30 protein-coding genes are annotated in these 23,475 nt (G+C 27.3%); 28 read left to right on the forward strand and 2 right to left on the reverse strand.

All coding sequences use genetic code 11. The features are described from left to right. Positions 1–5: 5 nt before the first annotated feature. The 13 genes from I2H23_RS00795 (at position 6) to I2H23_RS00850 (ending at position 10,081) form a co-directional block, all read left to right on the forward strand. Positions 6–185, forward strand: a complete 180-nt coding sequence (locus I2H23_RS00795) for a (2Fe-2S)-binding protein (RefSeq protein WP_092927072.1) — start codon at positions 6–8, stop codon at positions 183–185. A gap of 271 nt (positions 186–456) precedes the next feature. After that, the gene (locus tag I2H23_RS00800) at positions 457–1,020 is read left to right on the forward strand and encodes a hypothetical protein (RefSeq protein ID WP_243248160.1); all 564 of its coding nucleotides are present in this window, start codon (positions 457–459) and stop codon (positions 1,018–1,020) included. A 29-nt stretch (positions 1,021–1,049) separates the two neighbouring features. Further along, a complete protein-coding gene (locus I2H23_RS15260) occupies positions 1,050–1,193 on the forward strand; it encodes a hypothetical protein (RefSeq protein ID WP_240276131.1) in 144 nt (47 codons plus the stop codon). Positions 1,194–1,430: 237 nt separating this feature from the next. Further along, a complete protein-coding gene (locus I2H23_RS00805) occupies positions 1,431–2,096 on the forward strand; it encodes an N-acetylmannosamine-6-phosphate 2-epimerase (protein ID WP_195581164.1) in 666 nt (221 codons plus the stop codon). Positions 2,097–2,119: 23 nt separating this feature from the next. Then, the gene (locus tag I2H23_RS00810) at positions 2,120–3,616 is read left to right on the forward strand and encodes a PTS transporter subunit EIIC (protein ID WP_166504949.1); all 1,497 of its coding nucleotides are present in this window, start codon (positions 2,120–2,122) and stop codon (positions 3,614–3,616) included. 107 nt (positions 3,617–3,723) lie between these two features. Next, positions 3,724–4,578, forward strand: a complete 855-nt coding sequence (locus tag I2H23_RS00815; protein WP_092927066.1) for a MurR/RpiR family transcriptional regulator — start codon at positions 3,724–3,726, stop codon at positions 4,576–4,578. Between the two features lie 199 nt (positions 4,579–4,777). Then, on the forward strand, positions 4,778–5,719 hold the full coding sequence (prmA, locus tag I2H23_RS00820) for a 50S ribosomal protein L11 methyltransferase (protein ID WP_092927064.1): 942 nt from the start codon (positions 4,778–4,780) through the stop codon (positions 5,717–5,719). 8 nt (positions 5,720–5,727) lie between these two features. Next, positions 5,728–6,480, forward strand: a complete 753-nt coding sequence (locus I2H23_RS00825; protein WP_092927062.1) for an RsmE family RNA methyltransferase — start codon at positions 5,728–5,730, stop codon at positions 6,478–6,480. After that, a complete protein-coding gene (mtaB, locus tag I2H23_RS00830) occupies positions 6,481–7,782 on the forward strand; it encodes a tRNA (N(6)-L-threonylcarbamoyladenosine(37)-C(2))-methylthiotransferase MtaB (RefSeq protein WP_092927060.1) in 1,302 nt (433 codons plus the stop codon). 224 nt (positions 7,783–8,006) lie between these two features. Then, positions 8,007–8,357, forward strand: coding sequence for a histidine triad nucleotide-binding protein (locus tag I2H23_RS00835; protein WP_092927058.1), 351 nt, complete (start codon positions 8,007–8,009; stop codon positions 8,355–8,357). A 154-nt stretch (positions 8,358–8,511) separates the two neighbouring features. Then, on the forward strand, positions 8,512–8,691 hold the full coding sequence (rpsU, locus tag I2H23_RS00840) for a 30S ribosomal protein S21 (protein ID WP_021125460.1): 180 nt from the start codon (positions 8,512–8,514) through the stop codon (positions 8,689–8,691). Positions 8,692–8,719: 28 nt separating this feature from the next. Next, a complete protein-coding gene (locus tag I2H23_RS00845; protein WP_092927056.1) occupies positions 8,720–9,163 on the forward strand; it encodes a GatB/YqeY domain-containing protein in 444 nt (147 codons plus the stop codon). A 372-nt stretch (positions 9,164–9,535) separates the two neighbouring features. Then, positions 9,536–10,081 (forward strand): GNAT family N-acetyltransferase, encoded by a 546-nt coding sequence (locus I2H23_RS00850; protein ID WP_092927054.1) that lies wholly within the window; start codon positions 9,536–9,538, stop codon positions 10,079–10,081. Between the two features lie 32 nt (positions 10,082–10,113). Here I2H23_RS00850 and I2H23_RS00855 read toward each other — a convergent pair whose 3' ends face one another. Next, entirely contained in the window at positions 10,114–10,959 is an 846-nt protein-coding gene (locus tag I2H23_RS00855) for a patatin-like phospholipase family protein (protein ID WP_092927052.1), read from the reverse strand. 252 nt (positions 10,960–11,211) lie between these two features. Between I2H23_RS00855 and I2H23_RS00860 the strand changes: the two genes are divergently transcribed. The 4 genes from I2H23_RS00860 to I2H23_RS00875 all read left to right on the forward strand — a co-directional run bounded on the left by I2H23_RS00860 (position 11,212) and on the right by I2H23_RS00875 (position 13,656). Further along, positions 11,212–11,457 (forward strand): (2Fe-2S)-binding protein, encoded by a 246-nt coding sequence (locus I2H23_RS00860; RefSeq protein WP_092927051.1) that lies wholly within the window; start codon positions 11,212–11,214, stop codon positions 11,455–11,457. Positions 11,458–11,588: 131 nt separating this feature from the next. Then, on the forward strand, positions 11,589–12,257 hold the full coding sequence (locus I2H23_RS00865) for an LPXTG cell wall anchor domain-containing protein (RefSeq protein WP_092927049.1): 669 nt from the start codon (positions 11,589–11,591) through the stop codon (positions 12,255–12,257). Positions 12,258–12,488: 231 nt separating this feature from the next. Next, positions 12,489–12,986 carry a TspO/MBR family protein gene (locus tag I2H23_RS00870; protein ID WP_092927047.1) on the forward strand — a complete coding sequence of 166 codons (498 nt, stop codon included), beginning with the start codon at positions 12,489–12,491 and terminating at the stop codon, positions 12,984–12,986. 157 nt (positions 12,987–13,143) lie between these two features. Further along, complete coding sequence (locus I2H23_RS00875; RefSeq protein ID WP_092927045.1) at positions 13,144–13,656, forward strand: HPF/RaiA family ribosome-associated protein; 513 nt, start codon at positions 13,144–13,146, stop codon at positions 13,654–13,656. Between the two features lie 45 nt (positions 13,657–13,701). On the opposite strand, the gene I2H23_RS00880 is transcribed toward I2H23_RS00875, so the two are convergent. Further along, positions 13,702–14,676 (reverse strand): hypothetical protein, encoded by a 975-nt coding sequence (locus tag I2H23_RS00880; protein WP_092927043.1) that lies wholly within the window; start codon positions 14,674–14,676, stop codon positions 13,702–13,704. Between the two features lie 169 nt (positions 14,677–14,845). On the opposite strand from I2H23_RS00880, the gene I2H23_RS00885 reads away from it, so the two are divergent. The 11 genes from I2H23_RS00885 (at position 14,846) to I2H23_RS00935 (ending at position 23,285) form a co-directional block, all read left to right on the forward strand. Next, the gene (locus I2H23_RS00885; RefSeq protein WP_092927041.1) at positions 14,846–15,082 is read left to right on the forward strand and encodes a YabP/YqfC family sporulation protein; all 237 of its coding nucleotides are present in this window, start codon (positions 14,846–14,848) and stop codon (positions 15,080–15,082) included. A 12-nt stretch (positions 15,083–15,094) separates the two neighbouring features. Further along, positions 15,095–16,402: a sporulation protein YqfD gene (gene yqfD / locus I2H23_RS00890; RefSeq protein WP_092927039.1), complete on the forward strand. Its 1,308-nt coding sequence runs from the start codon at positions 15,095–15,097 to the stop codon at positions 16,400–16,402. A gap of 12 nt (positions 16,403–16,414) precedes the next feature. Beyond that, positions 16,415–17,407, forward strand: coding sequence for a PhoH family protein (locus I2H23_RS00895; RefSeq protein WP_195580865.1), 993 nt, complete (start codon positions 16,415–16,417; stop codon positions 17,405–17,407). 30 nt (positions 17,408–17,437) lie between these two features. Then, a complete protein-coding gene (gene ybeY / locus I2H23_RS00900; RefSeq protein WP_195580866.1) occupies positions 17,438–17,899 on the forward strand; it encodes an rRNA maturation RNase YbeY in 462 nt (153 codons plus the stop codon). A gap of 3 nt (positions 17,900–17,902) precedes the next feature. After that, positions 17,903–18,619, forward strand: a complete 717-nt coding sequence (locus I2H23_RS00905; protein ID WP_092927033.1) for a diacylglycerol kinase — start codon at positions 17,903–17,905, stop codon at positions 18,617–18,619. 344 nt (positions 18,620–18,963) lie between these two features. Then, positions 18,964–19,377, forward strand: a complete 414-nt coding sequence (gene cdd / locus I2H23_RS00910) for a cytidine deaminase (RefSeq protein ID WP_092927031.1) — start codon at positions 18,964–18,966, stop codon at positions 19,375–19,377. A gap of 28 nt (positions 19,378–19,405) precedes the next feature. After that, positions 19,406–20,296 carry a GTPase Era gene (gene era / locus I2H23_RS00915; protein ID WP_195580867.1) on the forward strand — a complete coding sequence of 297 codons (891 nt, stop codon included), beginning with the start codon at positions 19,406–19,408 and terminating at the stop codon, positions 20,294–20,296. A gap of 14 nt (positions 20,297–20,310) precedes the next feature. Continuing rightward, complete coding sequence (gene mgtE, locus I2H23_RS00920; protein ID WP_195580868.1) at positions 20,311–21,690, forward strand: magnesium transporter; 1,380 nt, start codon at positions 20,311–20,313, stop codon at positions 21,688–21,690. Positions 21,691–21,762: 72 nt separating this feature from the next. After that, a complete protein-coding gene (locus I2H23_RS00925) occupies positions 21,763–21,918 on the forward strand; it encodes a YqzL family protein (RefSeq protein ID WP_092927025.1) in 156 nt (51 codons plus the stop codon). Continuing rightward, positions 21,884–22,657 carry a DNA repair protein RecO gene (gene recO / locus I2H23_RS00930; protein WP_195580869.1) on the forward strand — a complete coding sequence of 258 codons (774 nt, stop codon included), beginning with the start codon at positions 21,884–21,886 and terminating at the stop codon, positions 22,655–22,657. Before I2H23_RS00925 ends, recO begins: the two co-directional genes overlap by 35 nt. After that, on the forward strand, positions 22,650–23,285 hold the full coding sequence (locus I2H23_RS00935) for a DUF4342 domain-containing protein (protein ID WP_242871345.1): 636 nt from the start codon (positions 22,650–22,652) through the stop codon (positions 23,283–23,285). Before recO ends, I2H23_RS00935 begins: the two co-directional genes overlap by 8 nt. Positions 23,286–23,475 lie beyond the last annotated feature (190 nt).

A 23,475-nucleotide genomic window follows, 5' to 3' on the forward strand; every position in this document is an offset into this window, starting at 1 on the left:
AAAATATGAGTGAAAATATAATATGTCTATGCAAAAGCATAAGTGAGGAAGCAATAGTAAAAGCTATAAAAGAAGGAGCAACAAGTATAGAAGCTGTAAAAGAAAAGACTGAAGCAACAACTGGTCCATGTAAAGGCAGCAGATGTATTTCTAAAATTGAGGAATTAATAGAAAAACATAAATAAAGAAAAAAATCTTAGAATTACTAAAATACTCCATATATTTTTATATTAAAAAATATATGGAGTATTTTTATACTAAAAAATATAAGTTAAAGGTAGTATAATTTTATTTATGTGCGCATACAAGCTTATAGTAGATTATTAAAAAATAAAGTATAATATATATGATTATTAGTTAAGGATGTGTAAAAATGAATGTAATAAAATATGATGAGACAATCCAAGGTTGGTAAACTCTATTGTATGTGCAATAGACATACTAGGATTTTCACAAATGATAGTGAATTCCTCTAAAAATGGATATGGGAATAATCTACTAACAGAAATAAACTACCTTATAAATAAAAATAAACAATGTATAATACCTAATAAATACAGTAAAGGTAAAATAAAAATATTTACGGATAACATGGTAGTGGCCTATCCTATAAAAGGGGATGGAGAAAAAGAACTAGATGAAATATTAGAAAATGTAGCAGAGTATCAGTTTAAACTATCCTTAGAAGGACTTTTCGTTCGTGGTGGTATAAGCATGGGGGACTTTTATATAAATGAAGATATAGTTTTTGGACCAGCGCTATTGGATGCCCACAACACAGAAAGTAAGATTGCTTGTTACCCAAGGATTATATTAGATAACAATACCGTATCAAAAGTACAAACTTATATGAACCATTATGATGTAGCACCTCAGAAAAATAAGATACTTATAGATAATGATGGAAATTGTTTTTTAAATTACTTAAATACTATATTTAATATTATACAGAGTGTAGTAATGAATATGAATTTGAGAGAGTTCAATATGAATTATTACTTAGACATAAAAAGAAAATAGAAGAACAATTATTTATAAATAGAGAAAACATGAGAGTATGGGACAAGTATGTATGGACTGCAAATTATCATAATTATTTCTGTAGTATACATTTTCCTAAAGAAAAAGAATTAGAAATATCTAGAAAAGATTTACTTTCGTGGCCAAGGCAAATATCTAATCAAGATACATAAGAAAAAAGCTGTCTAAAAGAAGTTAAAATACTTTTAGACAGCTTTTTATATACAAAGAAGATAATACTCACAATTGAATTTAATATAGATATTTTGATTAATTTCAAAAATGAAAATATTTTTCTAAAATATAAATAATAGACTGAGAAAAATAATAAAAAAGGAAAAAAACTTGCAGAAATAAAAATGATATGATAAAATTTGAACATAAAAAACGATTGCGAAGAGGGGAAGATGATGTTTACACAAATAAAAGGAAAACTTATAGTATCGTGCCAAGCTTTAGAAAATGAACCATTACATAGTTCATTTGTAATGGGAAAGATGGCAAAAGCAGCTAAAGAAGGTGGAGCAGTAGCTATAAGAGCACAAGGCGTGGAAGATATATTAGAAATAAAAAAAACAACTAATTTACCAGTAATAGGAATTATAAAAAGAAATTATAGTGATTCAGAAATATATATAACACCTACCAAAAAAGAAGTAGAAGAACTTTCAAAGACAAAATGTGAAATGATAGCAATAGATGCTACTGATAGAGTTAGACCAAATGGTGAAACTTTAAAAGATTTAATAGATTATATACATAGCTTTGATATTTTAGTAATGGCAGATATATCAACATATGAAGAAGCCTTAAATGCTCAAAATCTAGGGTGTGATTGTATATCGACAACATTATGTGGATATACTTCTTACTCAGAAAAGCATGAAGGTCCAAATTTAGAGCTTATAAAAAAATTATCAAATGAATTATATATACCAGTTATAGCAGAAGGAAGAATAAATACACCAAAGGATTTAAAGGATGTATATGAAAATGGGGCATTTTCAGCAGTAGTAGGTTCAGCTATAACTAGACCACAACTTATAACAGCAAAGTTTGTAAATGCTATAAAGTAAAATCATATAAAGGGGAGACAAATATGTTTAAATACTTACAAAAAGTAGGAAAGTCATTTATGCTACCTATAGCAATATTACCAGCAGCAGGTTTACTTTTAGGAATAGGAGGAGCATTATCAAATCCAAATACTATAAATGCTTATCCATTTTTAAATATACCGTGGCTACAAGCAATATTTACTATAATGTCATCAGCAGGAGACGCTGTATTTGGAAATTTAGCATTAATATTAGGAGTAGGATTAGCAGTAGGGTTAGCTAAAAAAGATAAGGGAACAGCGGCATTAGCGGCGTTGGTAGGATACGTTATAATGAATGCATCTATAAAAGCAATGCTTGGAATATTTACACCAGATGCACCAGCAATAGATACTGGAGTTATAGGTTCAATTGCAATAGCATCAGTTGCAGTATGGCTACATAATAGATACAATAACATACAATTACCAGCAGTACTTGGTTTCTTTGGTGGTTCAAGATTTGTTCCAATAGCAACAGCATTTGCATCAATATTTGTAGGAGCGATATTCTTTATAGTATGGCCAACATTCCAAGGTTGGTTAGTAGTATTAGGTGAGAAGATAGCAGTACTTGGGCCAGTAGGAACATTTTTTTATGGGTTCTTAATGAGAATTTGTGGAGCAGTAGGACTTCATCACATGATATATCCAATGTTTTGGATGACAGAGCTTGGAGGAGTAGCAACAGTAGCAGGAAAGCAAGTAGTAGGAGCTCAAAATATATTCTTTGCACAATTAGCAGATCCAAATCATGTAGGGTTATTTACAGAAGGAACAAGATTCTTTGCAGGTAGATTCGCAACAATGATGTTTGGGTTACCAGCAGCATGTTTAGCAATGTATCACTGTGTACCTAAAGAAAAAAGAAATTTAGTAGGTGGATTATTCTTAGGAGCAGCTTTAACTTCATTTGTAACAGGTATAACTGAGCCAATAGAGTTTATGTTCTTATTTATATCACCACTTTTATATGTTTTCCATGCAGTACTAGATGGTATATCTTTCTTTGTGGCAGACATATTAAACATATCAATAGGTAATACTTTCTCTGGCGGTATAATAGATTTCACATTATTTGGGGTATTACAAGGAAATGACAAAACAAATTGGATGTTAGTAATACCAGTAGGATTATTATGGTTTGCAATATATTATGTGTCTTTTAGATTCTTTATAACAAAGTTTAATATACCAACGCCAGGAAGAGGAGACGATGAAGTTGAAGAAGTTAAAGTAACTGATAAAGATTCTTTAAAGGACGATGCAGTTGTTATAATAGAAGCATTAGGTGGAGCAGAAAATATAGAAGAAGTTGATGCATGTATAACAAGACTTAGAGTATCGGTTAAAGATGTCAATAAAGTAGATAAAGCTACAATTAAAAAAATAGGAGCAATAGATGTATTAGAAGTTGGTGGAGGAATACAAGCAGTATTTGGAGCCAAAGCAGTTTTATATAAAAATATAATAAATGATATATTAGGAACTAATGAATAATTTATATAGTTTCTAAATACTTAAAAGGTGTATAATATTTTATACACCTTTTAATATTAAAAATAATTAAAGGAAGTTAAAGAATTATTATAAAAAGGGCTGGTTAAATGAGTATAATAAATAAATTAGATGATAAAAATTTAAAATTTACTAAATCAGAAAGACAAATAATAGATTACATAAAAAATGATATGGAAAACTTTTCATATAAATCTATATCAGAAATAGCTAAAGATAATAATATTGGAGAAGCTACTATAACTAGATTTGCTAAGAAGATAGGGTTTAGTGGATTTCAAGACTTTAAGGTAACCTTAGCACAAGAAGTTACGAATATCCAGAACAAGCATATAATAGATAGCAGTATAGATAATAAGGAACATGCAAGAGAAACTGCTAAAAAGCTTTTACATAACAACATATATGTTTTAGAAAATACAGCACAAATAATAAACTATGAAGATATTCATAAGTGCTCAAAACTAATAAGAGAAGCAAATAAAGTGTATTTTGTTGGAGTTGGATACTCTGGAATAATCGCACAAGATATTAATTATAAATTTATGAGGATAGGGATAAATTGTAATTACTTTAGTGATAGTCACACTATATTAATGATGTCTTCTTTAATGAAAAAAGGAGATATAATAGTTTGTGTATCTCATACAGGAGAGACAGAAGATATAGTAAGTTCAGTAGAAATGGCGAAGAAAAATGAAGCTACTGTAATTTCTGTAACTAATGATAAAGATTCTAAGGTTAGGAGTTTATCAGACATATGTTTATCGTATATTTCAAATGAAGGAGTATTTGAAAGTGGTTCAATGTATTCAAAACTTGCTCAGATGTTTGTATTGGATATTATATATACACAAGTAGTCAAAGATATGGGTGGTATAGCACATGACAATAAATTAAAGACAACAGAAGCTATAAAAGGCAAATATACAATATATAGGTAAATATGCTAATGTAAATTAGGGCAAGAATTTTCTTGGCCTTTTTTAATATTATAAAATTAATTAATAATACTTTCAAAGAAAACTACTTTTAAAAATTAATTTTCTTTAAAAGTATAAAAGATTATTTTTAAAGATAATACTAAATATGATATAATAAAATTTACGTAAAAACAGGAATTCTAAAAGGATGGTGTAGTACATGAAATGGACTGAAATAACAATAAAAACTTCAACAGAAGCAGTTGAAGCTATAACTAATATATTATACGAACACAATGTAGGAGGAGTATCTATAGAAGATCCTAAAGACTTCAAATTCCAAAAGAAAAATGAATTTGATTGGGATTTCGTTGAAGAAGAAATATTTAATAGTGGATACGACGGAGTAATAATAAAAACATACATAACAGAAGAAAGAGATGTAAGTGAAGATATTAAATCTATAAAAGAAAGAATAGATGGATTAAAAGAGTTCGGTATAGATGTAGGAGAAGCAATAGTTGAATTATCATACGTTGATGAAGAAGACTGGGCTAATGAATGGAAAAACTACTACAAGCCAACTAAAATAGGAGAAAAAATAGTAGTAAAACCAACTTGGGAAGAATATGAAGCTGGTGATGAAGACCTTATAATAGAGCTAGATCCAGGTATGGCATTTGGGACAGGAACTCACGAAACTACAAGCATGTGTATAAGAGAATTAGAAAAATACGTTAAGCCTGAAAGTAAAGTATTTGATATCGGATGTGGAAGTGGGATACTTGCAATAGCGGCTGCAAAGCTTGGAGCTAGAGATGTACTAGCAGTTGACTTAGACGAAGTAGCAGTTAAAGTATCTAAAGAAAATATAGAACTTAACAATGTATCTAAAAGTGTTAAAGCACTTCACGGTAATTTAATGGAAGTTGTAACTGATAAAGCTGATATAGTAGTTGCAAACATAATAGCAGATATAATAAAATTATTAGCTAAAGATATCAAAAACTTTATGAAAGATGATGCAGTATTTATATCTTCAGGAATAATACATGCAAAGGTTGATGAAGTTAAAGAAGCACTAGTTTCAAATGGATTAGAAATAGTACATGTAGAATCTTTAGGTGAGTGGAATGCTATAGTATCTAAAATAGCTAAGTAGGTGAAATTATGGATAGATTTTTTGTAGAAAAGAAAAACATAAACCTAGAAAATAACACTTGCATAATAGAAGGTGAAGACGTAAAACATATATCAAAAGTTTTAAGATGTAGAGTTGGAGAATGCCTAGAAATATGTGACAATGACAATAATGAGTATATAGCAGAGATTTCGGGTATATCTAAAGAAGAAGTAACTCTAGATATAGTAGAAACTATAGATATAAAAAGAGAATCAGACCTTAAAGTAAGGCTATACCAAGGGTTACCAAAAGGTCCTAAGATGGAAATGATACTTCAAAAGTTAACAGAAGTTGGAGTGGATGAAATAATCTTAGTACAAACTAAAAGAAGTGTAGCCAAAGTTGATGATAAAAAAGAAGACAAAAAAATAGAGCGTTGGGAAAGGATAATATACGAAGCTGCAAAGCAAAGTAAAAGAGGAAAAATACCAACACTTAGAGGCGTTTTAAGTTTCGAAGAAGCATTAGCTGATATGAAAAATAATGACTTTAATATAGTTCCTTATGAAAATGAAAGAACGAAGTCTATAAAACAAGCTATAAAAGATATAGATATAAATAATATAGGAATATTTGTAGGCCCAGAAGGTGGATTTGCAGAAGAAGAAATTAAACAAATAGAAGATATAAATGGTCAATCGGTATCTCTTGGACCTAGAATACTAAGAACTGAAACGGCATCAGTAGTAGCATCTTCTATAGTTTTATATGAATTAAGTGACTTAGGAGGACAAGCATAAGTGAAAAAAGTAGCATTTTACACATTAGGTTGTAAAGTAAATCAATACGAAACAGAAGCTATGCTTGAAATGTTCAAAAAAGATGGATATGTTCAAGTTGAAAGCGAAGACTATGCAGATGTTTATGTTATAAACACTTGTACAGTAACACATATGAGTGATAGAAAATCACGTCAATATATAAGAAGAATGAAAAAGAAAAATCCAGACGCAATAATAGCAGTTGTTGGTTGCTATTCTCAAGTATCACCAGAAGAAATACTTGAGATAGAAGAAGTAAACTTAGTAATGGGTACTAACGAAAGAAGACAAATAGTTGAAGAAATTAAAAAACTAGATGCATCTCAAAAAGCTAGTACAGTAGATGATATAATGAAGGTAAGAGCCTTTGAAGAAATAGAAATAAATCAAACAAACGGAAAAACTAGAGCATTTATGAAAATACAAGATGGATGCGATAGATTTTGTTCCTACTGTATAATACCTTATGCTAGAGGTGGAAAAGTAAGAAGTAGAGATTTAGAAAGTATAGTAAATGAAGCTAACAAATTAGCAGATAAAGGATACAAAGAAATAGTTCTAACAGGTATACATGTTGCATCTTATGGAAAAGATGTAACAGATGCTAATATGAATTTATTAACTGTTATAAAAGCAATAGATGAAATAGAAAACATAGAAAGAATAAGATTAAGTTCAGTTGAACCAGTATTATTCACAGAAGAGTTTGTTGAAGAAGTTTCTAAAATGGACAAAGTGTGTCCTCACTATCATTTATCATTACAAAGTGGATGTGACGAAACACTAAAGAGAATGAATAGAAGATATACAACTAAAGAATACAAAGAAATAGTTGATAGATTAAGAGCACATATACCTGATGTTGCAATAACAACAGATATTATAGTAGGTTTCCCAGGGGAAACTAATGCAGAATTTAGTGTAACAAATAAATTCTTAGAAGAAATAGAACTTTCACAAATGCATGTATTTAAATATTCACCAAGAAAAGGGACACCAGCTGCAACTATGGAAAATCAAATAGATCCTCAAATGAAGCAGTTAAGAAGTGATAAGCTTATAGCTTTAGGTCATACAAACTTTAAAAAGTTTGCATCAAAATATGAAGGTAAAGAAGTAGAAGTACTATTTGAACATAGAATGAAGGATAATAAATTTGAAGGATTAACAACTAATTATATAAGAGTTATAGTTGATAGTGAAAAAGATATACAAGGTCAAATACTTAAAGTTAAGATAACTAAGGTTAATGATGAATTTGTAGAAGGAATTTTAGTATAATATGTAGAAATATAAAATGACTTAAAAGAAATTATGGCTATTTATAAAAACTGTCATAATTTCTTTTAGTACATTTAATTAAATACAGTATATATTAAAAAAATTGCGTAATACGCGTTTAAAGGTTTGTGTAAGGCATTTTAAATAATAGTAGGTAAAATAATTATATACAAATAGATTAAGTAGCCTAAAAAGTTAAATAATAAACAAAAAGGAGAAATATTATGAGTTGCATATTCTGTAAAATAATAGATGGAGAAATACCATGTTCTAAAGTTTATGAAGATGATAAAGTATTAGCATTTAATGACATAAATCCAGTAGCACCTATACATATATTAGTAATACCAAAAGAACATTTTGATAGTTTAATAGATATATCTGAGGAACAAATGGACATAATGGCGCATATACATAAGGTGATAAACAAAATAGCTAAAGAACAAGGCTTTGATAAAGATGGTTTCAGAGTTATAAACAACTGTGGCGTAAATGGAGGTCAAGAAGTAAAACATCTTCATTATCATATACTAGGTGGCCAAAAATTACCGATGTATGAAGCTATGAATAAGTAAGAAAAATTTAAAAAATTCTTCTTAAATAAAATACTTGAAAAAAAAATAAAAGTAGTTTATAATAAACAAAGTGTGAGGTTATAATACATATAAATGTTATAATCTTTGTTATAGACACAGCAGAATTCGCACTATCGGAGGGAGGGAAAATGAAATGTCAGAAGTAAGAGTAAGAGAAAACGAAACATTAGACAGCGCGTTAAGAAGATTCAAGCGTTCATGTGCAATGTCTGGCATCATGTCTGAAGTTAGAAAAAGAGAGCACTATGATAAGCCAAGCGTTAGACGTAAGAAGAAGGCAGAAGCTGCTAGAAGAAAAAACGCTAAGAAATAGTTAAAAAAGAAATAAAGAGGTGAGGGTAATGTCCCTTAAACAAAAGTTACAAGAAGATTTAAAGTCTTCTATGAAAAATAAAGATACAGTAAGAAAATCTGTGGTAACTTTAATAAGAGCTTCTATAAAGCAATTCGAGGTTGACAATAGAGTTGAGCTTGATGATGAAGGCATTATAGATATAATAGCTAAGCAGTTAAAACAGCGTAGAGATGGTTTAGCTGAGTTTAAAAAAGCTGGAAGAGAAGACTTAGTAAGTGAAGCAGAGGCTGAAATCGAAGTTTTAAAAGAGTACCTACCTCAACAGTTAAGCGAAGAAGAGCTAAACACAATTATAAAAGAAACTATATCTGAAGTAGGAGCTACTTCTATGAAGGATATGGGAAAAATTATGTCAGTTGTTAGACCTAAAGTTAAGGGAAGAGCTGATGGAAAACTAATAAACGAGTTAGTGAAAGCTAACTTACAATAGATAGAAAAACCTAGAGACTAGTCTCTAGGTTTTTTAATGTGCTTATTTAATTTTTTTAAGTCATCACCGGAAAATATAGTTAATATAAAGTCGGCAATAATTTCACCTATATCCAATAGAATATCCATATAAAATCCTCCTTTAAAATATTATATAAAAAAATAGATATAGAGTTTCTAAAAATAAGTTTAAATAAAAATTATACTTAAATTATAGCCATTGAAAAACAATATATCCATATAAATAAATACAAATATTAATGAAACACATATAATGTTCTGCTACAATATTAAAATATATCTAAAAGAAGTGGGGTATTTTGAAAGTATCAATATAGAATATGTATTAAATTTTTAATTAAGGGAGGATATTATGCTACCAATATTAGTGACTAAAAGGTGTATTTTGAAAGAAGTGTGTCTAGAAAATACAAAAGATATGTATGAATACGCAAAAGAAGAAAAAGTAGTAAGATATATGACATTCCCAAAACATGAAAGTTTAGGAAATACTAAAAACTTAATAGAAAGCTTTTTTATAGAAAGGTATAAACAAGGAATATCTTATGAGTATGGTATAACATACAAAGAAAATAACAAATTTATAGGAACATCAGGGTTTTGTAGAATAGAAAATAAAGTAGCAACACTAGGATATTGTCTAAACCCAGACTATTGGAATAAAGGCATAATGACTGAAGTTGTAACAAGGCTAATAAAATTTGGATTTGATGATTTAAAATTAGAAAAAATAGAAGCACAATTTTATGACGGAAATATAAAATCAGGTAATGTAATGAAAAAATGTGGTATGAAATATTTAGGAAGTGAAGAAAGAGAAATAAAGCTACAAGGTAAAATGGTTATGGGAAAAATCCATAGATGTGAGATAACTAAAGAAGATTATTATAAGGGCTAGAAATTTTTCTAGTCCTTATTTGAATTTTAAATTTAAACTATAAAATTTAATATTTCATCGTATAGCTCTTTTGCGTCATTATAACCTTCTTCATACAATGCTGTAAGTTTATTAACATCTTTTTCAACTTGACTAACTTTAACAGGTTTTTTAGGTCTAATAACAAGGACATCTCCCTTTTTAGATAATTCATCTACTAAATCAAGGCTTTTATTATAATTAATATGTCTATTTTCAATAGCACTAACAAGATTAGGATAAGCTTTATATCTTCTTTTTACAATTGAAGTAAATTTTTGTTTATTTTTTTTGTAAGTATAATCTCTAGTAAGTACTACTATATTTTTTTTATATCCTTGATTTATAGCGTATTCAATAGGAATTGAATCAGATACTCCACCATCAACCAACTTATAATTGTCTACCTCAACTATATTTGCAAACATAGGTATAGAACAAGAGGCTTGAAGATAAATAATATCTTTTCTTAAATCACTTAAAGTAAAATACTCTGGTTTTCCAGTTTCACAGTTAGTAGCAACAGCTATAAATTTAGTAGTAGATTTATTAAAAGCATCGTAATCGTAAACATTTAACTCATTAGGTATTTTGTTAAACATAAAGTCCATACCAAATATAGAACCTGTTTTAATTAAATTACGAAAGCTTAAGTAATTTTTATCATTTACATAATCTACAGTAGCATGATAAGCTCTTTTATATTGTTTTGATAAATAAGAAGAAGCATGGCAACTTCCAGCAGAAACTCCAACAACCATATCAACTCCTATATTCTTTTCTATGAAAAAATCTAATACGCCAGCAGTATAAATTCCTCTCATACCACCACCTTCTAATATTAATCCTATTTTATTCATAATTATCCTTTCTATATTTTAAATTTACATAATATAAAATACTTCATTTACTTTGCAACTATTATAGTATAAGGAGTTTATATTGTCTAGTTATTTAAATTTATATTAAATATAATAATATTTATTTATCAGATAAAATTAAAAATACTTGAAAAATGTATTTACTAAATAGAAAACACTTTGTAGTAGATGTTTTTTAAGTATGAAACTATGGGTATAATATAAATATTATAAAAGTTTAAGGAGTATAAAATGCTTAAGAATATAATTAAAAAGTATAAAGAAAACAAAGACAACAAAAATAAAGTAGTTTGTAGTTGCTTTGAAGTAACTAAAGCTGATATACAAAATGCGGTAAATGAAGGGATAACATCTATAAATGAAGTAAGGAAAAAAACAAAAGCTGGTATGGGATGTGGAAGATGTAACGCTTCTATTGAAAGAGTTGTATACAAAGCTATAAAATCTAAAAACGAAAGTAAAGATAAATCTAATTAAGATTTGTATATCCTTTTGCTTGTATTTATATTATATTAAAAATGGAATAAATTATGAATTAAAATATAAAATTTAAATACTTTCCATATAATATGGTAAAATAATCATAGCAATAACAACTGGAGGATAATATGAAAAAACTAACAACATTAATAACAATATTTATATCTATTTTTGTTTTGACAGGTTGTGTAAATACAGACATAACATTAGATATAGACAAAAAGGGAAATATAAGTGCATCGGCACAAATATTAAGTAGTGATTACCTAATGAAAGGTATAGATGAAGCCAAATTAAAAGAATCATATTCTAATGTAGAAAAAATAACAGAACCAGGAAAAACAGGTTATAAAATAACAGAAAACATAGGAAATATCAAAGATATAAAAATTGATAACAACAAGGATTTAAGCAAATACGCTGATTTAATAAAAATAAATCAAGAAGATAAATTTTTATATAATATATATGATGTTAACATAATGCTAAAAGATTATATGCAAAAAAATATGAGTAGTGAAGAAGTAGGTATGTTAGGTCTACTTGGTTCTGGTTTTGATTTGAATTTCCACTTAAATACACCTTTAGAATTGATAGAATCAAATGCAACATCTAACTCAGAAAAAGATGGTATACATACATATAATTGGAATTTTAACTTAGGAAAAGTAGATAATATATATGCTAAAGTTAAAATACCTAATATAAAAAATATAGCTATATTAGTAGTTGGTATTATAGCTTTAATAGGTATCATTGTATTTATAATAAAAAAAAGAAAAAAGAATAATATATAAATAAAAGCCAGTTCTAATTAGAATTGGCTTTTATTTATATTAAGAAATCATAAGTTACCTATTTTGTTGATAATCTATAATTAAAAACTATAAAATTTGAGAAATAGAAATACTGCTTATGAAATTATATATATGATTTTTTATATTGACATACCGAAAATAAACTTGTCATAAAAAAGAGAACTTGTACATACTTATAAATAAGAAAACAATGAAAAGAGGGGGATAACTTTGATTATATCCGTAAAAGAAGTTATAAATTTTTTTATAAGTGTCCTCATACCACTAGTAGTAGGATATGCTAGTAGTATGATATCTCAAATAATAGCAGGAACAAATACAGCAGCCAACTATGCAAGTTTAATAAAACCAGACTTTGCACCACCCAGCTTTATATTTCCAATAGCATGGACAATTCTATACATATTAATGGGAATATCAGCTTATTTAATATTAAAAAAAGGTTATGAATCTACTAAAGTAAAAGATGCAATGTTTTACTATTGGTTACAACTTGGACTTAATTTTTTATGGAGCATATTATTTTTTGGATTTGATTTAAGACTAACAGCATTAATAGTGCTTGTAATAATATTGTTAATTGTAATAGTTATGACATATAAATTCTTTAAAATAAATAAAAAAGCAACTTATATAAATATACCGTATATTCTATGGCTTATGTATGCTTTATATTTAAATTATTTTATATGGATAATAAATAAATAGAACAAGCAACAATATATAACATACTACATATACTTAATTAATCATAATTAAAAAACTTATAATATAAAACATTAGTAGAAGCCAATGATTAAATTAAGGGAGACTATAAAGTGAAAAATAAAATACAATTTTATTAGACTTTAAGGAGAGGATTTGATTGAAACGTAGTATATGTAGTAGAAATGTAGAATTAAGGGATGGTATAAAAGAGTATATTAATTCAAAATTTGATAAGTTAAAAAGCTCTTTAGAAGATGGATGTGTCAAAGTTATTATAGAAAAAGATGAAAGCATGTATAACATTGAGGTTTTAATGAGTGAAGATAATGTAAATATTGGAAAAGTGGAAAGTATAAATGAAGACTTGTACTCTGCAGTAGATGCTGCCTTTGAAAAAGTATATAGCAAGCTAATAAGGTATAAATCAAAATTGAAATTTAGTACAGACCCATTAATAATAAAAGACTCAGAAGAAGCTGAAGAAGATGATGAAATAATAATAAAAAGAAGAAAAAAATTCAATCTAAAACCTATGAGCATAGAAGAGGCAGTACTTCAGATGGAACTTTTAGGACATAATTTTTTTATATTTAGAAATCAAGATAATTATGAAATAAATGTTGTATATAAAAGGAAAAATGGTGGGTATGGATTAATAGAGCATGAATAAAGATATGTAGCTTATAAAAAATACTGAGATTTTTCTCAGTATTTTTTATATTTTATTCTCTAGAAGAAGCAACTCATATACTAGAGAATTAAGAGTATTTATATTTATATATAAACTTTTATTAAGATTATTATGTTTATAATCATATTTAAATGTATAACTTTCAATTATATTATCATATTGATAAGTTTTTATATAGTTTTTATCATAGTATAAATCATTATAAGAATTACTTAATTTATTTTTTAAAAATTCATCAACTATTTTTTGATAAAAATCTTTGCTTTGAATAGGAAGAATTTTTAAATTAAAATATGGTCGCTGATAGATATAAAATATTTTATTATCTTTTTTAGAAATTCTTATTTTGTAAATTTTATTTTTAGTCTTAAAAAAATACTGATAAAACTTAAGTGCATCATTATTATCGAAAAATATATCAAAATCTTCATCTATTATAGATTCTTCACAAAGAGAATCATCAAATATAGCATTTATAGTTTTTATACAAATAAAACGTAAATATTCATCGGAAGTAGTATCTAAAGTATCATCTTTTGTTTTTTCGCATATATTTAATATGCGTGAGTCACTTGATAAATTATAAGAATTTCTTAAGTTAATTTTAGATTTAGGTTTAATTAATGGATATAAAGATTGCATAGATGAAATTAAATTAAAATAACTATTATTAAGAGATGTAAGTATATTTTTCGAATAATTACTTATCGCATATTTTTTTAAACGTTTTAGATCAGAAAGTATATTAAAGCTAAGTATAAGTATAGAATTTAAATCTACCTCATTTATGGATAATGAATTTGTTGTTCTTATAAATTCATTATCTAGAGAATTATGATATATATTTTTATAAAGTTGAGAGAGTAGCTTCGTATTCCTACTATTTTCCTCTTTTATAGAAGTTAACGTATCAATCGAATAAGAATAATCTATGAGATAGCTTAAATATATATCTAGGTAAATGCAATTTTGTATGATTTTTACAAAAATATTTTTCATTTAATCACCTCTTTTTTAATAACATAAATATATAGATATTTTATTCAAATAGATATTATAAGTTTACACGCTGACTTTATTTAAATAAAAAAATAATCATATTAGTATTGAGTTATTAGGCTTAAATTCCATAAAAGAAAAATAAGTAAAAAAATTAAGGAGGAATAGTATGATAGATATTTCAGAAGAATTGTTAGTAAATAAACCAACAGTTACTATAATTTCAAATACCTTCGTAAGTATAGAAAATTATATATCTATAATCACCTATGAATCAGATTTAATAAAAATAAAAACTAGAGAAAAAACAATAAAAATATGTGGAAGTGATCTTTCACTTAAATATATACAAGAAGAAGAAATAGGTGTAAAAGGAGTTATATACACAGTAGAATATATAGATTAGGGGGAAATACGTATGATAAGCTATATAAGGGGATATTATGTTATAAGTGTAGAGGGAGTGGAGATAGAAAAGTTTATAAACCTTTTAATAAGAAGTAATGTAAAAGTTTATAATGTAAAAAGAATAAGTAAGACTAAAATAGAATTTTGTGTAAATAGAGAAGATATGAAGGATTTAAAAAGAGCTTATAGGGGAAATAATTTTGATATAAAGGTAAAGCAAAAAACAGGTGTACCCTTTATACTTAAGAGAATCTATAAATTAAAGGGAATGTGGATTTGTGCTATAATATCGTTGTTTTTACTTATTATGACATCTCAATTTGTAACAGATATATACATAAAGGTTCCAGAAGGGATAAACAAAGATGATGTACGAAAAGAGCTATATAATGCAGGACTAAAGCCTGGAGTTTATAAAAAGAATATTGATAGAAAAGAAATAAGAGACCATATAATGTTAGAATTTAATGATATAGCATACATATCTATAAATGTTAAAGGTACAAATATATTTGTAACTGTAACGAAAAAAGCAGAAACTCTAAAATCTACTAAAGATTCAAATTATTGTAATATAATTGCTAGTAAAAATGGTATAATAGAAAAGGTAATACCAAGAAGTGGAAACCCAAGTGTAAATCCTGGAGATATAGTAAAAAAGGGAGATGTGTTAGTAAGTGGCGCAAATACAAAGTCTCTCCCTGAAATATGGGCAACAACTTTTTATGAAGTTAAAAAAACTGATAGCTATGAAGATACTATAAAAGAAAAAACAGGAAATAAAAAAAGAGTATATACCATAAGTTTCTATGATAAAAAATATACATTAAGGAGAAATATAAAGTATAAGGATTATATTATAGAAAACAAAACACATAAATTATCTATAGGAGATTATACTTTTCCTATAAAAATTGAAGTAAGTACTTTCTATGAAGCTAAGAATAAAAAGATAAGCAAGAATAAAGAAGAATTGAAAAAAGAAATATCAGAAAGGGCTCAAAAAGAAATAGAATATATTATACCTCCATCAGCTAGAATCATAAAAGTAGACCATGATTATAAAGTAAATAAAAATAATATGTTAGAATATGTGTTAACAGTACAAACAACTGAGAATATTGCGCATACTTACGCACTTAGCAAGTCAGAAGCAGAGGAATATATAAAAGAAAGTGAAAAAAATGAGTCAGAGGAAGAAATTCCTAAAAATCCTGATAAAAGACCGATTAATGATATAAGAAATGAATTTGAAGATAAAGATAAAGAAGAAAATGATAAAAGCAAAGAAAAAGATAAAAATTCAAATACAAACTAAGGAGGACGTAAATTGATAGTACAAAAGAAATTTATAGTATCAGAAGAGAAGTTTGAAAGAGAATTATTTGGTAACTTTGATGAAAACATTAAATTGATAGAGGATGCTTTAAATATAGATGTAATATTAAGAGAAGGCAATATAGTTTTAATGGGTGAAGAAAAATATGTAGAAAAAGCCTTAAGACTAATGGATGAACTACATTCAACAGTACAAAATGGAAAACATTTAGACAAGCAAAGTATATCTTATTCTTTATCTCTTTTATTTGAAGGTAGTGAAGAAAAGATAAAAGACCTAGAAGAAACTATAGTATTAACTAAAAAAGGTAATCCTGTTAGGCCAAAAACTCTTGGTCAAAAAACATATATAGATTTAATAAAGAAAAATGATATAACTTTTGGAATAGGGCCAGCTGGAACAGGTAAAACATATCTAGCAGTAGCAATGGCTGTTAAAGCTTTTAAAAAGGATGAAGTAAGTAGAATAATACTTACAAGACCAGCGGTAGAAGCAGGCGAAAGTTTAGGTTTTTTACCAGGGGATTTAAAAGATAAAGTAGATCCATATTTAAGACCATTATATGATGCATTATTTGATATGCTAGGTCCTGAAAAGTTTAGCAAATATTTAGAAAGAGGAACTATAGAAGTAGCACCTTTAGCATTTATGAGAGGTAGAACATTAGATAATGCTTTTATAATACTAGATGAAGCTCAAAACACTACTCCAGAACAAATGAAGATGTTTTTAACAAGACTAGGATATGGCTCTAAAGCAGTAGTAAATGGTGACTTAACTCAAACAGACTTGCCTAGAAAAAGTAAAAGTGGATTACTTCATGCTATAAAAGTACTAGATAAAGTAGAAGGAATAGGAAGTATAAGATTAACAGACAAAGACATAGTAAGACATGAATTAGTTCAAAGAATAATAAGAGCTTATGATAGATTTGACAATAAGGAATTAGATAAGAAAGAAAGCAAAAAAGATAAAAAAAAGTAAAAGAAAATAACTAAGGAAGAAGTGAATAAAATGGAATTAATAATGGATAATAGACAAGATAAAATGGACATAAATGAAGAATTAATAGAGAAAATAAAAGATATCATATTAGAATGTTTGGACTATGAAGGATATGACGATGATTATGAAGTTAGTTTATCTTTTGTAGACAACAAAGAAATACATGAGTTAAACAAGCAATTTAGAGGAATAGATAGACCAACAGATGTGTTATCTTTTCCAATGATAAGTGAAGATGATTTTGATATAGAATTAGAAGAAAAATCACTAGGTGATATAGTAGTATCTTTAGAAAGAGCTTTTGAACAAAGTATAGAATACAATCATAGCTTTGAAAGAGAAGTATGTTTTTTAGTATGTCATAGCATGTTCCATCTTTTAGGATATGATCATGATACTGACGAAAATACAAAAGAAATGAGACAAAAGGAAGAACATATACTAAATAAGTTAAGTATAACAAGGGAGTAGTTTATGAAGGGGACAAAAAAACGTCAGGGAATAGTTAAGGCATTTAATGTAGCTATAGAAGGTATATTATATACATTTAAGTCGGAAAGAAATATGAAAATACATTATTGTGTTGCTGTAATAGTACTCGTAGCTAGTATGTTTTTTAAGCCTTCTAGAATGGAGATGATAGCTTTAATTATGGCGATAAGCTTAGTTGTAATATCAGAAATGTTTAATACGGCTATTGAAAAAGCTATAGACATGGTAACAGAAGAACATCATCCATTAGCTAAAATATCAAAAGACGTAGCAGCTGGAGGAGTATTAATAGCTACTTTAAATTCAGTTGTAGTAGGCTATTTAGTGTTTTATGATAAAATATCAAAACCGGCTGAAAACTTGATAAACTCTATAAGAAGGTCAGAACTTCATATAACTTTAATATGTATAGTAGTAGTTTTAATAGCAGTTGTAGTAGTAAAAACCTTGACAAATACAGGAACACCATTAAAGGGGGGTATGCCAAGCGGACATTCAGCATTAGCATTTGCAATGGCTACAATGATAACTATGATGACAGGTGGACTTATACAATCCACGCTATCATATTTAATGGCGTTTTTAGTTGCACAAAGTAGAATTGAAGGAAAGATACATACATTTTGGGAAACAGTAGCAGGATCAATATTAGGAGTTTTAGTGGGGTTAGCAGTATATCAAATAGGATGGTTTTATTAAATATATAAGAGTCTTCTTTTAATCTTTTTAGGGAGGCTCTTTTTATATTTCATTTTAACTACCTATATTATGAGTAAGTTATGTATATTGATTATATTAATAGATATATTGAATTAAAAAGCAGAAATTAGGCAGATACAAAAATATATTGTAAATAATATAAAATATATATTAAAGTACTCAAATTAAGAGTATTTTATTAAAAAATAAGTCTTAAATTATCAATTTTGTGTTATAATGTAAGGTACTAAATAAATATATTAAATATAAAATACGGAAATAAGAATATTTATTATATATATTTTATAATATAGACTTATAAGATATATCAGGAGGCATATATTATGAATAATAAAGAATTATTAAAAATAGCAGAAGAAGCGAGAAAACATTCTTATTCTCCATATTCAAAGTTTAGAGTTGGAGCAGCTCTTTTAACTAAAGATGGAAAAGTATTCACAGGATGTAATGTAGAGTGTGCATCTTTTGGAGCTACTAACTGTGCTGAGAGAACAGCAATATTTAAAGCTATATCAGAAGGACATAGAGATATAGAAGCAATAGCAGTAGCTAGTGATAACTCTGAAAAAAATGAATCAACATACCCATGTGCAATATGCAGACAGGTTATAATAGAATTTGGGTTAGATATAAGAATAATAACAGGTTATTCTGAAGGAACTATAAAGGAAACAACTATAAAAGAGTTAGTTCCTCACTATTTCTCAGGAATAGACTTTGTAGATAATCATAAATAAAACAAAAGAAAAGACAGGAGACATTTATATGTTTAAATCAGGATTTGTTAGTATAGTAGGGAGACCAAATGTTGGTAAGTCTACTTTAATGAATAATGTGGTTGGAGAAAAAATAGCTATAATGAGTGATAAACCTCAAACTACAAGAAATACAATACAAGCAGTATATACGGATGAAGAAGCTCAAATAGTTTTCTTAGATACGCCAGGTATACATAAACCTAAAAATAAATTAGGAGAATTCATGGTTAAATCAGCAACTGATGCATTTAAAAATGTTGATTTAGTATTATTTGTTGTGGATGATTCTAAAAAGATAGGACCTGGAGACAGAAAAATAATAGAAGAATTAAGAAATGTAAAGAGACCAGTTATATTAGTATTAAACAAAATAGATCAATTACAAGAAGATGAACTATTTGAATTAATGGAAATGTATCACAAAGAAAATGTGTTTAAAGGAATAGTGCCAATATCAGCACTTAAGGGAAGAAATATAAAAGAGCTTACAAAAGTAATAAAAACTTACTTAGAAGAAGGACCAAAGTACTTTCCAGACTACATGATAACTGATCAACCAGAAAGAGTGTTAGTAGCTGAACTTATAAGAGAAAAAGTATTACACTATGTTCATGATGAAGTTCCTCATGGAGTTGCAGTTGAAATAGAAAAAATGAAATCAAGAAAAGATAAAGAAATTGTTGATATATCAGCTGTTATCTATTGTGAAAGAGAATCTCATAAGGGTATAATAATAGGTAAGAATGGAAGAAAATTAAAAGGTATAGGGAAATCAGCAAGAGAAGATATGGAACTATTATTAGGTTCTAAGGCAAATCTTCAATTATGGGTAAAGGTAAAAGAAAACTGGAGAAACTTACAAAATTATGTGAGTAACTTTGGATATACTGATAAATAATAAAGGTGGATTATATGGATAGGAAACAGGATGCTTCCCAGGATTTGTTGGGCGAAGTCAAGAGTTTAATTGAAAATAATAAAATACTAGAATTAAGAGAATTATTAGAAGAATATCATACAATTGATATCTTTGATATTATGGAACATTTAGAGGAAGATATGAAAATAAAATTATTTGAAGTACTTCCCCTTGATGTAGCAGCATCTATATTAGAAGAAAGTGATGCTCAGTTTTTCAGTAGTACTTTATCTAAGATAGATATTGATCATAGAAAAAATATCTTAGAATTAATGTCTTTGGATGATATGGCAGATATTTTAAGTCAGCTTGAAGAAGGCGAGATAGAAAATATAATGGAACTTCTAAGTAAAGAAGATGCAGATGATATAAAAGAACTTTTAATATATGAAGAAGAGTCTACAGGTGGTATAATGACCACTGGATACATAGAAGTAAATAAAGACATGACTGCTAAAGAAGCAATTGAACATATGAGAAGTCATGCTGAGGAAGCAGAAACAATATATTATATATATGTAGTTGATAATGCTGAAAAGCTAGTGGGAGTACTATCTCTAAGAGAGTTAATAACAGCTAGAGATTCTAGTATTATAGAAGATCTAATGAGTGAAAACATAATATCTGTATATGTAGATGAAGATAGAGAAGAGGCTGTAAGATTAGTATCTAAGTATAATCTAATAGCAATACCAGTAATAGATAGACAAAAAAGACTTAAAGGAATAATAACAGTGGATGATATAATAGATGTTATGGAAGAAGAAGCAAGTGAAGATATGTATAAATTTGCAGGTACTTCGGAACAAGAAAGAGACTTTGTAGAAAAAGTTAATCCAACATCAAAAGAACAAATAATATCATCAGTTAGAGCGAGAATTCCATGGCTTATAATAACTTTACTTGGTGGATTATTATCTATGGTAATATTTTCTAATTTGGATTTTATAATGAACCCAACTTATGCATCTTTAGTATTTTTTATACCTGTTGTTATAGGTATGGGAGGAAACATTGGAACACAGTCATCAGCACTTGCTGTTATGGTTCTTTCGAATAAAGATTTAGAATTTAAAAATGTTATAAGAGAAGGTATGGTAGGTCTTATAACAGGAATAATATGTAGTATATTAATAGGAATAGTAATATTTATATTTATGAGAGACATAGATATAGTGTTAGTAGTATCCTTATCTCTATTTATAAACATGATAGTTGGAGCTATGATAGGTGCATTTATGCCATTTTTATTTAAAAAAATGGATGTTGATCCATCAATAATATCAGCACCAATAATAGCAACACTTCTTGATATAGTAGGAATTGCTATATATTTAATGATAACAACTTTGATTTTGGCAAAAATTGTTTAATAACTTAATGTATGATTTACCCTCTTCTTACTTAAAATATAAATATAACTGTAAGAAGGGGGTTTTTTAAAAATGAACAATTTATGTTGGGAAATTTTTAAAAAGACTGGAAACATAGAAGCCTATTTATATTTAAAAGATTATAAAACACTAAATGAAGAAGTAGAAACTATGAGGGAGATAGAAACAGACTATGATAGTATTGAACACCCAGGGGATAGTACTTAAGGCAGTAAGATATGAAGAAAACGATGTTATATTAACTCTATTTACAAGAAAGCTTGGAAAAGTATCAGCATTAGCAAAAGGAGCTAAAAAAAACAAGAGCGCTCTACTTTCATCTTCGCAGCTTTTTGCTTATTGTAATTATACATTAAGAAAACAAGGAAGTATGTATAGGGTAAGTCAAAGTGATATTATAAAAAGTTTTTATGATATATCCTACGATATAGATGCATTTTCTTATGCTACCTATATAACTAAGTTAGTAGAAAACTCAACCTTAGAAAATCAAACTAACAATAGGTTATTTATACTACTTGCACAAACTTTATATCTATATACTCAAGTTGATGTAGACAAGAAATTTGTAACACATGTATTTGAATTAAAATTTTTAGATTATATAGGTCTTAGACCAATAATAAACAGGTGCTCAATATGTGGTACTAGAGACTTAAAATCACCAGTATTTAATGTATACGAAGGTGGAGCATTATGTAGTAGTTGTAGTGAAAATGTACAAGACAACATAAGTATAGATGTAACAACGTTAAAATTAATGGAATATATATTATCAAACGATATATTAAGATGTTCCAAAGCTAAAGTATCTAAATATATCATATATGAACTAGAAAAAATACTAAAACAATACTTAGCGGTACATGTAGATAATATAAATCAAAAATCTTTATACATGTTAAGAGAAATGAAAAAATCTTCAAAAGAAGATTTGAATGAGTAAGTTTAGAATAATTATAAGGGAGTGGATAATGGTGAATGAAAATATTACAATAGAAAAACTAGATGCTGTTATACAAAGAGTACCAGGTGCTACGTATGAACAAGCTAAAAGTGCATTAACAAAAACTAATGGAGATGTTATAGAAGCGATAATATCTCTAGAAGGACAGATAGGCTTTAGTGGTAAAAGTAAAAAGGTTAAAAAGAATGTAGAACAAGTATTTTCAAAAGATAGTGAAGATATGAAAGAACTTAAAAATAAAGTAAAAGATTTACTTCAAAAAAGTAGCGTCATAAGAGTTATAGTAGAAAAAAATGGTAAAAATATAATGAATATACCTCTTACAGTAGGAGTAGTAGGTTTAGCACTTGGTCCATTGGTAACATTAGTTGGACTTTCAGCTGCAGTTATAGGAAAATATAACATAATGATTCAAAATGAACAAGATGGTTCAATAGTTGATTTAGGGGAATTAAATGAAGAAAAGTTAAGTATGTTAAAGCAAATGCTAAGTAATACTGCTAAAGGGATAAAAGATACTGTAGTGGAAAGCAAAAAAGACGACAAAGACATAACAGATGAGCTTATAAATGAATATGACAATTCAAATTTAGATAACAACAAATAGAGATAAAATTATGATTTTTCAATAAGATTGACAAAAATTCAAGTATTTGTTATTCTAAAAGTTGAAATATACTAAAGGCCTTTCGTTAATTCGAAAGGCTTTGTTAAGCATATAGGAATTTATATTTTAAAACTTATAATAAGACTTAAACTAAAAATTATAGTTTTAACAATATACATAAAATTAAAAA

The sequence above is a fragment of the Romboutsia sp. BSD2780061687b_171204_C1 genome (assembly GCF_015560225.1).
In the GTDB taxonomy this organism is placed as follows: domain Bacteria; phylum Bacillota; class Clostridia; order Peptostreptococcales; family Peptostreptococcaceae; genus Romboutsia_C; species Romboutsia_C hominis.